Source organism: Pleionea sediminis (assembly GCF_007570825.1).
GTDB lineage: Bacteria > Pseudomonadota > Gammaproteobacteria > Enterobacterales > Kangiellaceae > Pleionea > Pleionea sediminis.
Genome location: NZ_SUNB01000009.1, coordinates 99,511 through 113,718, shown reverse-complemented (window position 1 = coordinate 113,718; position 14,208 = coordinate 99,511). Strand labels below are relative to the sequence as shown.

Here is a 14,208-nt window from a genome sequence, read left to right as displayed (position 1 = left end):
AGTATTTAGAGTAACGGCCTATCCGATTTTAGTGATATTTAAATATCAATCTTGTCTTTAAATAAAAATTGAAACCTTTCATCAAAAGCATCATTCCTTTCTTCATTCAATATACCCAATACTCTCAACTAGAAGGCGGATATCTAAGCGCGAATACCAAAAAACAAAAACTTCTATAAATACCTATCAAATATTATAGAACCAAATAGCAGCATCAAGATACTTCCAATATAACAATTCCCTTTTACTCTAAAATCCAATCAAAAACTAGATACAAAAAAATTCAAGCTATCACGATTTTATTTATTCGCTATCTTTTAGTTTTAGTAATAACTGATCATTTAGTTTTGTTAGCGCATGATAAATGGCTATGTAGGCATCTTTCGCAGCATATTTTCTATATTCTTGAGAATTTTCATTAGGAAACCAAGAACTTTTTTCATAAGTATTTTTATCATTAAATATAAGTGAACTGTAAACTTTTTCATCTTCATTATTCAGGACTTCATAGGTTCCTGTTGCAATCAAGCGGAAAGGCTTTTGAGGTGCTTTGGGAGTCACCTCATACTGTAGAGTAATTTTGGTTTTAGTATGCATGGCCGGAATTAAAGGAAGCGGTGCAGAAAAATCAATGACAGTAGGTTTTATAACGAGGTCAAAACTATCCAATGCTCCAAGTGATCCTGCCTGGGCTGTAGTTTCAAATATTGCCCCCAACGAATCATGAATTGCATAGGTTAAGTAATATCCCAGATTATAGCTCCAGTCGTTAACCAATGTTTTTTCTTCATGTTTAAAGTTTGAAAAATCCGAATCCGTTAGTAATAGAACAACTTTTGAAAGCTTAGGCTCATGTTCCTTAACTTTCATTTTCTGAATTTTTATGGGAATAGAAGTACAAGCACTAAATAATAAAAAGAACACCGCAGTAAGCGATAGTCGAAGTAATAGATTCAAATTTGTTTTCATTAGAAACTTCATCTCTATATTTTTATCACTATTTGAGAACACCAAAGTGCTACTATGTCAGCCTAAAAAATTCATCAACAGCGCAACTTATTGCGAAATGTGATTAGCGACTTCTAAACAGTAAACGATATGTAGAAATAATATAGACAATAATTCGAAAGCGTAATGAAACTGTTATTAGTATTATTTACTGCTACTGGCAGTATCGACAGGTTTTGAAAGCAAAGTCTCTCATTAACCGATTTTAAATCAAATAGTTTAAAACCCGACTTTACTTTTCATGACTAAAAAGAAATAGGCACTTCTGATTTTGAGGGAGCTTTTGCGAAAAAGTAAAACACATCTGAATATAAAACACTTGCGCAAGTGCACACATATCACCGGAGAATTGCAAAAGTTTCTACAGTAGAGACTAAGAAATAAAGAGACAATTACGGACGCGATGGTCCGACATTTCGGCCGCCACACCCGGGATCATTTAAAGTTTCGTTCAATTGAATCATTCGCAGACATAAAAAAAACGACCACTTTGGATCGGTTTTTAAAATTGGGTACCAGAGGACGGACGCGATGGTCCGACAATTCGGCCGTCACACCCGGGATTATTTAAAGTTTCGTTCAATTGAATCATTCGCAGACATAAAAAACCGACCACTTTGGATCGATTTTTTTAAATTGGGTACCAGAGTATGGACGCGATGGTCCGACAATTTGGCCCTCACACCCGGGATAATTTAAAGTTTCGTTCAATTGAATCATTCGCAGACATAAAAAACCGACCACTTATGGATCGGTTTTAAAAATTTGGTACCAGAGGACGGACGCGATGGTCCGACAATTCGGCAGTCACACCCAGGATTATTTAAAGTTTCGTTCAATTGAATAAATCGCAGGCATAAAAAAACCGACCACTTTGGATCGGTTTTTAAAATTTGGTACCAGAGGACGGACGCGATGGTCCGACAATTCGGTCGTCACACCCGGGATTATTTGAAGTTTCGTTCAATTGAATAAATCGCAGACATAAAAATACCGACCACTTTAGATCGGTTTTTAAAATTGGGTACCAGAGGACGGACGCGATGGTCCGACAATTCGGCAGTCACACCCGGGATCATTTGAAGTTTCGTTCAATTGAATAAATCGCAGACATAAAAAACCGACCACTTATGGATCGGTTTTTAAAATTGGGTACCAGAGGACGGACGCGATGGTCCGACAATTCGGCCGTCACACCCGGGATCATTTAAAGTTTCGTTCAATTGAATCATTCGCAGGCATAAAAAAACCGACCACTTTGGATCGGTTTTTGAAATTGGGTACCAGAGTATGGACGCGATGGTCCGACAATTTGGCCCTCACACCCGGGATAATTTAAAGTTTCGTTCAATTGAATCATTCGCAGACATAAAAAAACCGACCACTTTGGATCGGTTTTTAAAATTTGGTACCAGAGGACGGACTCGAACCGTCACACCCGCAAAGGCGGGGGATTTTGAATCCCCTGTGTCTACCAATTCCACCACTCTGGCGTCTCTAAAGCAGTAATGCTTAAGAGCGGGCAATTATAATCAATCACTCAGTTAATGCAACATTAAATTTGCGATTGATTAGGCTTTACTCAATTAAACCTTATAGTAGTCGCGATACCAGTCCACAAAGTTTTGAATACCTTGTTTAACCGGCGTATTTGGCTTAAATCCGACCGCTTTTTCTAACTCAGAAACATCAGCACAAGTACTGGGAACATCACCAGGCTGCATTGGCATTAGATTCTTGATGGCTTTTTTACCCACAGCAGATTCAATTGCCTCGACAAACTCCATCAATTTAACTGGACTGTTATTACCTATGTTAAAGACACGGTAATTACAGTAACTCGTTGCAGGGTCCGGATTGTCGCCCGACCAATCATCATTGCCCTCTGGTGGATGATCCATCACACGAACGACGCCTTCAACGATATCATCAACATAAGTAAAATCGCGAATCATATCGCCATTGTTATAAATGTCGATGGCCTTCTCTTCAATGATGCCCTTCGTAAATAAAAACAAGGCCATGTCGGGTCGTCCCCAAGGACCGTAAACCGTGAAAAAGCGCAAACCTGTTGTTTTCATACCGAATAAATTAGAGTACGAATGAGACATTAACTCGTTGGCTTTTTTACTCGCGGCGTAAAGCGAAATGGGATGATCTACATTATGGTGCTCAGAGAAAGGCTGTAATGTGTTGGCACCATAAACAGAACTCGATGACGCATACACTAAATGACCGACGTCATTGTGGCGACATCCTTCTAAAATATTCAAATGGCCTACAATGTTGGACTCCATGTATACGTGCGGGTTTTCCAGCGAATATCGCACGCCCGCTTGTGCTGCCAAATGCACTACGCAGTCAAACTTTTCTTCTTCAAACAAAGCAGCAATGCCTTCTTTGTCTGCAACATCAAGTTTTACAAAAGAAAAAGCCTCTTTGCTTTTCAGCCGCTCTAAACGTGACAGCTTTAAATTAACATCGTAATAGTCATTTAAATTATCAAGACCAACAACGGTGTCACCGCGATCCAGTAAATAATGGCTGACATGAGAACCGATAAAACCTGCTGCACCGGTCACTAAAATCTTTTTAGACACTTGTCTGCTCTCCTTAACCCGATACTATATTCTAGAAAGATTAAAACTTGATTGGGCAAAAGCATCACGATCGAGAATACCTTTAATGTCGACGATGTGAGCATTAGGTTTCAGCACCTTTTCAAAGTCATTCATGGATAGAGAGTTGTATTGACTGTGAGCAACGGCAACAAAAATCAAATCAAAACCTTCCAAATCTTTATCGGCAGCTAAAGTGACTCCGTACTCTTCTTTGGCTTCTTCGGCATCAGCCATGGGATCATGCACTACCGGCTCGATACCAAAACTTTGTAGCTCTGTAATAATATCGATTACTTTAGAATTTCTTAAATCTGGGCAGTTTTCTTTAAAGGTTAAACCAAGGACGCCAACTTTCGCTTTACTGGCATCAATACCATTTTTTATCAGCTTTTTCATCGCAGTTTGAACAATGGTTTTTCCCATATCATCGTTAATGCGACGGCCAGCCATTATCACTTCGGGGTGATGACCGATAATTTCTGCTTTGTGAGTCAAGTAATAAGGATCAACACCAATACAATGGCCGCCAACTAATCCAGGACGGAAAGGTAAAAAGTTCCACTTAGTGCCAGCCGCTTCTAAAACATCAAGAGTATCAATATTCATTTTTTGAAAGATAAGCGACAACTCATTCATCAGAGCAATATTTAAATCACGTTGGGTATTTTCAATAACTTTCGCCGCTTCTGCCACTTTGATGCTTGAGGCACGAAATACACCAGCGGTGACAACACTTTCGTAAACTTCGGCAACAGTTTCCAAAGTGGCTTCATCTTGGCCAGATACAATTTTAGTAATCTTGGTAAAGGTATGCTCTTTATCACCCGGATTAATTCTCTCGGGAGAGTAACCAACAAAAAAGTCGGTGCCGCATTTTAGTCCCGATTCAGCTTCTAAAATCGGAACACAATCTTCTTCGGTTGCTCCAGGGTAAACCGTCGATTCAAAAACGACGATGTCGCCCTTTTTAAGTGCTTGTCCAACCGTCTTTGACGCCGATAACATCGGGCGTAGGTCGGGCTTTCGTGCCTCATTAATTGGAGTTGGAACTGCGACAATGTGAAAGTCTGCTTTCGCTAAAACTTCAGTGCTATCAGTAAACTCGATGTCTGCAGATTGTAAATCGTTGCTTTCAACTTCAAGCGTACGATCAATTCCCTTTTTCAGCTCTTCGATGCGTTGCGCGTTAATATCGAAACCAACCACAGGTTGAGTTTTTCCAAAGGCTACTGCAACAGGCAATCCAACATAGCCAAGTCCAATAACAGATACTTTTCGATTGTGCGACATGGGGTCCTCGATTGGTAAATTTTGAGTACGAAGTCTCATTCCTTTTTGGTTGGCGCGCATTGTATCACGCAATAGAAAAAATTTTAGTATTTTGCTAATCTAGCCGCCAAATTGTTCACTGAACCGAGAAGTATGGCTCAAACTGCCGAAAAAATCACCGTATCTCCCGCCTCTCCATGGAAGCGATTATTCGCCTGGATTTACGATTGGCTACCCGCTGCTGGCGTATTCGTTCTTGTTTTCGCCATCGGTCTTGGTCTTGTTAACTTGGTATGGAGCGCACCTGCCAATGAGATCTCAGCCTCCATTGGCTCTCATCCACTTTGGATCACCTACCTCGTATTGAGCACCTCCATTTATTATCTCTACTGCTGGACTAAAGGCGGGCAAACTGTTGGTATGAGAACATGGAGAATTCAGCTTTTGAAAGCTGATGGTCGCAAGCTAACCTATGCAGAGTCAATCATTCGAGCCCTGCTATCATTCGGCGGTATTGCCAATATCTGGGCCTTTATTGATTCAGAGCACAGAGGCTGGCATGACATTGCTGTCGATGCATACCTTGTTCAATTACCCAAATTGCCAAAGAATAAAGAACAACAAAAGCCGTTGATTTGATTTCAGCTAAGTTTTTTTTACTGAACTCAACATAACGGGGGATTTTGAATCCAAGCTCAACTTCGATAAAATCAATAGGTTAACCCGTAGCTTCCGAATATACCTCTTATAAACACCCTCATATTTTTCAAGAACTTAGATGCTTTTCTAAAGTAATATTCGGAAATTTTTTTTCTTAAAATCGATTAATTTCATTCTAAAAAGAGCATCAAATTGCATCTACCCGCAACCTAAGAAGATTTAAAAATTCTCAAGGCTTTTTATCTCCCCAGTTTCCATCATTTTCATTCCTACATGCTTTCGAAAATGCTTAACATATTCAACCGAACCTTCAATACTCGATGAAAAATTAGCAACCATAATGACCACAACATCATTCTTATCCAAACAAAGTACTTCAATATCTAGATATCCGACGTTAAATGAATAGCTTTCGTCAATAATATGTTCGAAATGATCTGAGCTTGAGTCAAATAATTTTAATCGAGCAGCTCTCACAGCATTCATACATTGCTTCTTCGATAATTTTGTATTTATATACGTCACAGTTGATTTAAGGCCGATATCGTCATCCGAGTTTTGAACTTCACTATTATCTAAACTAGCTGACTCGATACAACTCACTAGCATAAAAAGTGAAAGAAAAACTAGTTTAGTATAACTCATTAACAAACTCCCATTTCAGCACAGTTTCGTTCTGTTTGATTAAATAAGAGGCTGGCATGACATTGCTGTTGATGCATACCTCGTTCAATTACCCAAACTGCCAAAGAATAAAGAGCAGCAAAAACCGTTGATTTGATTTCAGTTGAAAGTCTTTTTTACTGAGCTCAACAAGGCGGGGGATTTTGAATCCCCTGTGACTAATTGCCTCTCTCTATCCACTCTTAAATCAACAATACTTGTGAGCGGACATCTATGATCAATCACGTTAAATTTCTTCGACTACTTAGCGCGCTTTAACAAATAACCCGATAAGATCGCAAAGATTAAAATTGGCATAATGGCCCCCATTATTGGCGGGAATTTATAGACGAGACTAATAGGCCCAAAAAAGTTATTAAAAATATGAAAGGTAAATCCAACCACAATACCGGTCATAAGTCTTGCCCCCATACTTACAGAACGCATTGGTCCAAAAATAAAAGAACTGGCCAAGACTATCATCACGATTAATGAAAAAGGTTGCGCTATTTTACGCCAAAACTCGAGTTGGTAACGTCGGCTGTCCAGCTGGTTCTCGTCCAGATACACCTGATAATCTAAAAGCCCACGGAGGTTAAGCACTTCGGGCTCAACGGTTAAAACATCGACGTGTTTGGGTTCTAAATCACCATTCCAAACATATTGAGGAATTTGCTGTTGTTCAATTCGATCTTCTTTTGGTGTTTTAATCACAGCATTTTGAAATACCCACTGTTCGCCTTTATAAATGACATCGCTAGCAAATACTTGTGATATAAGATGAGCGTTGTTATCTAAGCGAAATAACGTTACCTCGCGTAATTTTTTATCACTGATGACGCCTTTCATATGCAAAATATCATTACCAGAGCGCGCCCATATACCGCGACCAGAAGCCTGGAGGTGATTTCCACTCAAAGAAGCTGCTCGTCCTTGTTGCGCTTTACTGCTCGCCACAGGCGATAGCCATTCACCAACAATAAATACAAAAAGCATTAACACAATCGTCACTTTAACGGCGCTTCCTACTATCGTGATGGTTCGAATACCAATAGAACGCATTACCGTTAATTCATTTTGTGCTGCCAATACACCCAATGCAGAGAGCCCACCAATCAATACCGACATGGGAAAAAACTCATAAAGGCGAGCAGGTATGAGCAATAATGAATAGTAAAGAGCATCAACAAAATGATAATCCCCCTGCCCGATTTTTCCGGCTTCATCGAGCAGCGTAAATAAAGTTCGTAAGCCAATTAAAATGAGGGCTGTAAACAAAACACTGAAAAGAACCTGACGGCCGATGTATTTATCAAGTCGAGTTAACCGAATCACAAATCACCTTTTCTTTTTGTGTTTACGATGAGAGTGACGGTACTGCCACAAAGCGTAAGCAAGAAACCCAAAATGCACCCACCACATTCCCAAAACACCCGGCAGTTTGCCATCTTCGATCAAGCCTCGCGTTAAAATAATTAAAATCATGTAGCTCATATAAATGAGTATGGCAGGCAACATTTTCGCAAACTTCCCCTGTCTTGGTTCAACCCGGGACAGCGGCACGGCTGCCAGCATCAACAATAGAATGCTCAAAGGAATAGCCAAGCGCCAATGAAATTCAGCCCAGTGCTCTTGGGATAAGTCAGACAACAAATCCAAAGTCGCGACCGATTTTAACTTTCCTTTGCCCACCTCATCCACTTGAACCGGTAGGGTCATTTGATATTGTTCAAATCCCATAATGCTCCAACTTAAATCGTTTACCGGCAAATCGTAGCGCTGACCCGACGTCAACACTAATTGATTTCTTTGATTTAAGCTTTTGGCCTTACCGGATTCTGCTGAAATTATTTTCCAGCTTTTCAATTCTTCATCAGGCAGTCGAGCAAAAAATATTTGTCTTAACTCATTATCATTAGCGACTTGCGCAGCATACATAACACCACTGCCGTCGGACGTTACTTGAAATCTGCCCGGTGTTAAAAATGAAAGTTCTGAACGAGATTTTTGCTCATCTAACAAATCTTGCTGAGTTGAAGCCGCCCAGGGCGCAACCCACAAACTAAAAAACGCAGCAATAAACGTAAAAGTTAGTCCCATTGGTAACAGCATTTTTGCCAAAGCGACATTGCCAATGCCGACACTGCGAGCAACCGTTAATTCATTTTCAACATAGAGCTGACCAAAGGCTAAAAGAATTCCCAGAAAAAATCCCAGAGGAAGTAGAAATCCAACTAAAGGAGGCATTTGCAAAGCAACCATACCGATGAGTAAAGATGGCGCAATTTTTCCATCGACAACGTCGCCTAAAAAGCGAACAAACTGTTGGCTTGAAAAAATAAGCAGCAAAATACTCAGAACGGCAGAGGATGCCAATAAAACCTCTTTATTGAGGTATTTTTTTAATCGCACAGTTTCATCTCTAAACTTATACTTTTGATGATTTTTTTTAAGATTTGTTCTAAAATCGTTATTTCTGACGGTTTTTTACGCAAACCAGTGCTAAATATAGCATAACTGGTTATACTGCTGTAACTTTAGTCGTACTTTCTGGATCAAGATACCCCCACAAAAGTGTGGATAACAAGAAACTTTTTTATCAGGAGCCATCATGGAATTTCACGTTAAGAGCGGAAGCCCAGAAAAACAACGCAGTGCCTGCGTTGTTATCGGAGTTTTCGAGCCAAGAAAACTTAGTCCTGTCGGGGAGCATCTTGATCAAGTAAGCGATGGCTACATCAGCAACATATTACGACGCGGCGATCTTGAAGGTAAAGCAGGCCAAGTCCTATTACTTCATAATGTGCCGAATACACTTTGTGATCGCGTCTTGCTGATTGGTTGCGGTAAAGAGCGAGAGTTTAGTGAAACTCAGTATAAAAGAATTATTTCCAAAGCAATATCAACGTTAAACGATACGGGTTCGATGGAAGCAGTCTGCTTTTTAAGTGAGTTAAATGTAAAAGGCCGCGATACTCATTGGAAGGTAAAGCATGCAGTCGAAGCCACTCAAAGCAGCCTGTATACCTTCGATCAACTTAAATCTAAAACTGACACGGCTCGTCGACCACTGCGGAAACTGGTTTTTAACGTAACGACACGCCGAGATCTCACTTTAGGCGAACAAGCTATTTGCGAAGGCCTTGCTGTGTCAGAGGGTATCAAACTCGCCAAAGATTTAGCCAATATGCCACCCAATATTTGTCACCCGACTTATCTGGCAGAACAAGCGGAGAAGATCGCTAGCGACTTTGAAAAAGTAACTTATAGTGCGCTCGAAGAAGCCGACATGATTGAGTTAGGAATGGGCGCGTTTATGGCCGTAGCACAAGGTTCAGAGCAACCAGCAAAACTGATCATTCTGGAGTATAAAGGCGGTGAAGAAGGCGAATCTCCGGTTACTTTGGTCGGTAAGGGCTTAACATTTGATAGCGGTGGAATCTCCATAAAGCCGAGTGAAGCCATGGATGAAATGAAATACGACATGGGCGGAGCCGCTTCTGTATTCGGTGCCTTTCTTGCCGTTGCAAAATTGGATTTACCCATCAATTTGGTCATGGCAGTTGCTGCTGCTGAAAATATGCCCGATGGTCGAGCTTGTCGACCCGGAGATGTTGTCACTTCCATGAGCGGCCAAACCATCGAAATATTAAATACTGATGCCGAAGGTCGATTGGTACTTTGCGACACGTTAACTTACGTCGAAAAATTTAATCCCGATGTCGTCATTGATGTGGCAACTCTGACAGGCGCTTGTGTTATCGCTCTTGGTGCGCACGCTTCTGGGTTACTGAGTAACCATAATCCACTAGCGCACGACCTGTTAAATGCTGGTGAAACGGCTGACGATCGGGCCTGGCGTCTACCTTTATGGGACGAATACCAAGAACAACTCAATACCAATTTCGCCGACATGGCCAATATTGGTGGTCGTCCTGCAGGCACCATCACTGCGGCTTGCTTTTTGTCGCGCTACGCCAAGAAATATCAATGGGCACATTTAGATATAGCCGGGACCGCTTGGAAAGGTGGTAAAGACAAAGGTGCAACGGGGCGTCCTGTTTCTATGCTAACGCAATACATCATCGACCGCGCTCAGTCTAAATCGGCTAAAGAGTCATAAAATGACCCAGGTCGAGTTTTATATTATTGAAGACGATAAGCCGAAGTCGGCTTTTCGTCGTTCGATCGCTTTAATTCAGAACGCCTACAGTCAAAAAAAGCGAATTTTCATTCACACCGGCTCGCGGCGTGATGCCGAACACATCGATGAACTCTTGTGGACTCAAGAACCCAGTAGTTTTCTACCTCACTTGATGAGCGGTGAAGCCGATGGAATCAACCCACCCATCGAAATTGGATATGGCCAACTGCCCAATGTTCGCCCAGATGTTCTAATTAACTTATCCGATAATGTTCCGGAGTTTCACGGTCAATTTGAAAAAGTGATTGAATTTGCACACGGTGACGATGAACAAAAAGAAAAAGCGCGGGCAAGGTTTAAATTTTATCGCGATCGAGGTTACCCACTGAAGCACTTTAATTTAAACAATTAGGTGTTCAAAATAATAAAAACACGACAATCTGAACACAATGCTAACTAGTATGTTTATGAGACCCTTTGCGATTGCTGTCGATGTTTAATCCAATCTTCTGCTGACTCGACATCGGTGAAAACTTTTAATTCGTAGGGTGCATTTTTCACCAGCAAACTGTATTTTTCACAAAACATCTTTGCTTTAGCATCAAAAACCACAAAGGCCGTTGCCGGATTGCCGGTAATCTCACGTTTCGATAAAGTAAACTTGGCCAGTTCAAAAACCTCCATTACCGTTGCCTCAGTAAACATACCTTCAAACGACCAGATAGCATTAATATCTGATGAATATTGCCCAGTGTAGACAGCTTCAAAAACCTGGCGAATATCTTCAACGGTTATCTCGCCGGTAAAGGTAACCCGAACTGCGTGTAATTCTTGCTCAAAATCAATGGAATATGACATTTTTTTGTTTAAATAACGCTTTTTCAGACAAAGAGTGGCGACTTGAAGTCGTAGGCCGTAAAATACGCTCCCTCTATTAAGTTTAATTCCCGTAAGCGAAAAATAAAGACATTATTATGGAAAAGGCATATAACCCCAGCGATATTGAGCAAAAGTGGTACCAAAAGTGGGAAAGTAGTGATTACTTTGTCGCCTCTGGTGAAGGCAATCCTTATTGTATTTTGATTCCGCCACCCAATGTCACCGGCAGCCTTCACATGGGCCACGCGTTTCAACACACCATCATGGATACGCTAACGCGCTACCACCGAATGAAAGGCGACAATACTCTTTGGCAGGTCGGTTCGGACCACGCCGGTATTGCGACGCAAATGGTCGTTGAACGCAACCTAAGTGCCGAAGGCCAAACTCGACAGGATCTTGGCCGCGAAGCGTTTATTGATAAAGTATGGGAATGGAAAGAACACTCCGGTGGCACGATCACACGACAAATGCGTCGTCTGGGTGATTCTGTCGACTGGAATCGAGAAGCTTTTACCATGGACGATACCTGCTCCAATGCCGTAAAAGAAGTGTTCGTTCAACTCTTTAAGGAAGATATTATCTATCGCGGAAAGCGACTGGTTAACTGGGATCCTAAATTTCACACTGCAATTTCCGATCTCGAAGTCGAAAATATCGAAGAAAAAGGATCGCTTTGGCATTTCCGCTATCCATTGGCCAATGGAGAAACGACCGCCGATGGAAAAAGCTACATTGTCGTTGCAACAACGCGTCCTGAAACCATGTTAGGTGATACTGCGGTTGCGGTACACCCTGAAGATGAGCGATATCAGTCCCTTGTTGGCAAAACAATTACTTTGCCATTAGTTGGCCGAGAAATTCCCATTGTGGCTGACGAATATGTTGATAAAGAATTTGGAACAGGCTGCGTTAAAATAACTCCAGCGCACGACTTTAACGATTATGAAGTGGGAAAACGACATAACGCACCTCTCGTTAACATATTTAATGATAATGCTGCGATTCGAAATACTGCAGAAGCTTTCGACTACAAAGGTAAAGCCATCACCGATATCAACTTGATGATTCCTGATGGTTATGCAGGACTCGATCGCTTCGACGCACGTAAGAAAATTATTGACGATTTTGACTCATTAGGATTACTCGACAGCATTAAAGATCATACCTTACAAACACCGCGCGGCGACCGCAGTGGCGCTGTTATTGAGCCCTATTTAACCGATCAATGGTATGTTGCCGTTGAATCTTTAGCAAAACCCGCCATTGAGGCGGTAGAAAGTGGAGAAATTAAATTTGTTCCCGAGAACTGGAGCAAAACTTACTTTCAATGGATGCACAATTTACAAGATTGGTGTATCAGCCGACAACTTTGGTGGGGTCATCGAATTCCGGCCTGGTACGATGAAGACGGTAACGTTTATGTAGGTCGCGACGACGAAGAAGTCCGCAAAGACAACAACCTCGATTCATCCGTTTCTTTAAGACAAGATGAAGATGTTTTAGACACATGGTTCTCTTCTGCTCTATGGCCGTTTGCAACAATGGGTTGGCCAGAAAAAACCAAAGAACTTGAAACCTTTGTACCCTCTTCAGTCTTAGTGACTGGCTTTGACATCATCTTTTTCTGGGTTGCCCGAATGATTATGATGACCAAAAAATTCATTGGTAAAGTTCCCTTTAAAGAAGTTTACATTACCGGCTTGATTCGCGATGAGCACGGCCAAAAGATGTCAAAGTCCAAGGGTAATGTGTTGGATCCCATTGACCTAATTGACGGTATTGATGTTGACTCATTAGTGAGTAAACGAACCACAGGCTTAATGAATCCAAAAGATGCGAAAAAAATAGAAAAGCGTACACGCAAAGAATTTGGTGAAGGCATTGAGTCTTACGGCACCGACGCGTTACGTTTTACGTTTTGTGCTTTGGCATCAACCAGCCGAGACATTAATTTTGATCTTGGCCGCGTTGAGGGCAATCGAAACTTCTGTAACAAAATTTGGAATGCAGCCCGTTATGTATTAATGAATACCGAAGGCCAAGATTGTGGTCAGAATGGCGGTGACCTTCAATTATCACTCGCTGATCGCTGGATTTGGTCACGCTTACAATCCACCATAGAAGACTTTGAGAAGCACTTAACAACGTATCGTTTTGATCTCGTCTCGCAAGCACTCTTTAGTTTCATTAAAAATGAATATTGCGACTGGTATCTGGAGCTGTCCAAGCCCGTATTAAATGACGCCAACAGTACAGCAGAACAAGTGCGAGGAACAAGGCACACCTTAGTCAATGTACTAGAAACGGTCTTGCGAATTGCGCATCCTCTAATGCCTTTTATTACCGAAGAAATTTGGCAGCGCATTGCACCGCTCGCTGGCATTAAAGATAATACGATCATGCTTCAATCGTTCCCAAAGTTTGATGAAAAGAGGTTTGACGAAGCTGCGGCTGACGATTTGGAGTGGGTTAAAAATGTTGTTGTCGGAGTTAGAAATATTCGCGGTGAAATGAATATTTCTCCCGCGAAATCGGTTCCATTAATTATTCATAATGGTTCTGCCGAAGATGAACGTCGACTCAATGAAAATAAGACCTTTTTGATGACATTGGCCAAATTGGAAAGCATCAACTGGAAACAAAAAGGTGATGAGCTGCCGGTATCAGCAACAGCACTAATTGGTAATATGGATTTATTGATTCCAATGGCAGGATTAATCGACGTTGCCGCGGAAAAAGCTCGAGTGAACAAAGAGATTGACCGATTGTCCAAAGATAAAGAACGATTTGCTGCCAAGCTGGCTAATCCAAATTTCGCGGATCGAGCTCCGGAAGCGGTTGTTGCTAAAGAAAAAGAAAAGCTCGCAGAAACAGAGGCAACACTTGAAAAGCTTAAGCAACAAATCACACAGCTTGAATCGTTATAATTTGATAACAGTAACGACTTGATAACAGCTCTCA

Annotated in this window: 11 protein-coding genes and 1 tRNA gene; 4 read left to right on the top strand and 8 right to left on the bottom strand. The window is 41.4% G+C overall.

The genetic code is table 11. The annotated features are described in order from the left end of the window. Positions 1 to 303: 303 nt before the first annotated feature. The 4 genes from FAX86_RS20985 to FAX86_RS20970 form a co-directional block, all read right to left on the bottom strand. Positions 304 to 969, bottom strand: coding sequence for a hypothetical protein (locus FAX86_RS20985; protein WP_144395461.1), 666 nt, complete (start codon positions 967 to 969; stop codon positions 304 to 306). 1,445 nt (positions 970 to 2,414) lie between these two features. Continuing rightward, a tRNA-Leu gene (locus tag FAX86_RS20980) sits at positions 2,415 to 2,501 on the bottom strand. A 93-nt stretch (positions 2,502 to 2,594) separates the two neighbouring features. Beyond that, positions 2,595 to 3,608: an NAD-dependent epimerase gene (locus FAX86_RS20975; RefSeq protein WP_144395460.1), complete on the bottom strand. Its 1,014-nt coding sequence runs from the start codon at positions 3,606 to 3,608 to the stop codon at positions 2,595 to 2,597. A gap of 24 nt (positions 3,609 to 3,632) precedes the next feature. After that, complete coding sequence (locus FAX86_RS20970; protein ID WP_144395459.1) at positions 3,633 to 4,919, bottom strand: nucleotide sugar dehydrogenase; 1,287 nt, start codon at positions 4,917 to 4,919, stop codon at positions 3,633 to 3,635. Positions 4,920 to 5,051: 132 nt separating this feature from the next. Between FAX86_RS20970 and FAX86_RS20965 the strand changes: the two genes are divergently transcribed. Beyond that, positions 5,052 to 5,537 carry an RDD family protein gene (locus FAX86_RS20965; protein ID WP_144395458.1) on the top strand — a complete coding sequence of 162 codons (486 nt, stop codon included), beginning with the start codon at positions 5,052 to 5,054 and terminating at the stop codon, positions 5,535 to 5,537. A 240-nt stretch (positions 5,538 to 5,777) separates the two neighbouring features. On the opposite strand, the gene FAX86_RS20960 is transcribed toward FAX86_RS20965, so the two are convergent. From FAX86_RS20960 to lptF, 3 genes are all read right to left on the bottom strand, one after another. Beyond that, positions 5,778 to 6,203, bottom strand: coding sequence for a hypothetical protein (locus FAX86_RS20960; RefSeq protein ID WP_144395457.1), 426 nt, complete (start codon positions 6,201 to 6,203; stop codon positions 5,778 to 5,780). 279 nt (positions 6,204 to 6,482) lie between these two features. Then, a complete protein-coding gene (gene lptG / locus FAX86_RS20955; protein ID WP_144395456.1) occupies positions 6,483 to 7,556 on the bottom strand; it encodes an LPS export ABC transporter permease LptG in 1,074 nt (357 codons plus the stop codon). Positions 7,557 to 7,559: 3 nt separating this feature from the next. Continuing rightward, entirely contained in the window at positions 7,560 to 8,633 is a 1,074-nt protein-coding gene (gene lptF / locus FAX86_RS20950; protein ID WP_144395455.1) for an LPS export ABC transporter permease LptF, read from the bottom strand. Positions 8,634 to 8,832: 199 nt separating this feature from the next. On the opposite strand from lptF, the gene pepA reads away from it, so the two are divergent. Next, positions 8,833 to 10,344: a leucyl aminopeptidase gene (gene pepA, locus FAX86_RS20945; protein WP_144395454.1), complete on the top strand. Its 1,512-nt coding sequence runs from the start codon at positions 8,833 to 8,835 to the stop codon at positions 10,342 to 10,344. 1 nt (position 10,345) lies between these two features. After that, on the top strand, positions 10,346 to 10,777 hold the full coding sequence (locus FAX86_RS20940; protein WP_144395453.1) for a DNA polymerase III subunit chi: 432 nt from the start codon (positions 10,346 to 10,348) through the stop codon (positions 10,775 to 10,777). 53 nt (positions 10,778 to 10,830) lie between these two features. Here the strand turns inward: FAX86_RS20940 and FAX86_RS20935 are convergent, their stop codons facing one another. Beyond that, the gene (locus tag FAX86_RS20935; protein WP_144395452.1) at positions 10,831 to 11,223 is read right to left on the bottom strand and encodes an STAS/SEC14 domain-containing protein; all 393 of its coding nucleotides are present in this window, start codon (positions 11,221 to 11,223) and stop codon (positions 10,831 to 10,833) included. Between the two features lie 116 nt (positions 11,224 to 11,339). Here FAX86_RS20935 and FAX86_RS20930 point away from each other — a divergent pair, with 116 nt between their 5' ends. Then, a complete protein-coding gene (locus FAX86_RS20930) occupies positions 11,340 to 14,174 on the top strand; it encodes a valine--tRNA ligase (protein ID WP_144395451.1) in 2,835 nt (944 codons plus the stop codon). The last annotated feature ends 34 nt before the right edge of the window (positions 14,175 to 14,208 follow it).

Coding starts and splice junctions, on each gene's coding strand:
- FAX86_RS20985 (WP_144395461.1), bottom strand. CDS start 969: ATGAAAACAAATTTGAATCTATTACTTCGACTATCGCTTACTGCGGTG.
- pepA (WP_144395454.1), top strand. CDS start 8,833: ATGGAATTTCACGTTAAGAGCGGAAGCCCAGAAAAACAACGCAGTGCC.
- FAX86_RS20970 (WP_144395459.1), bottom strand. CDS start 4,919: ATGTCGCACAATCGAAAAGTATCTGTTATTGGACTTGGCTATGTTGGA.
- FAX86_RS20935 (WP_144395452.1), bottom strand. CDS start 11,223: ATGTCATATTCCATTGATTTTGAGCAAGAATTACACGCAGTTCGGGTT.
- FAX86_RS20965 (WP_144395458.1), top strand. CDS start 5,052: ATGGCTCAAACTGCCGAAAAAATCACCGTATCTCCCGCCTCTCCATGG.
- FAX86_RS20930 (WP_144395451.1), top strand. CDS start 11,340: ATGGAAAAGGCATATAACCCCAGCGATATTGAGCAAAAGTGGTACCAA.
- FAX86_RS20940 (WP_144395453.1), top strand. CDS start 10,346: ATGACCCAGGTCGAGTTTTATATTATTGAAGACGATAAGCCGAAGTCG.
- FAX86_RS20960 (WP_144395457.1), bottom strand. CDS start 6,203: ATGAGTTATACTAAACTAGTTTTTCTTTCACTTTTTATGCTAGTGAGT.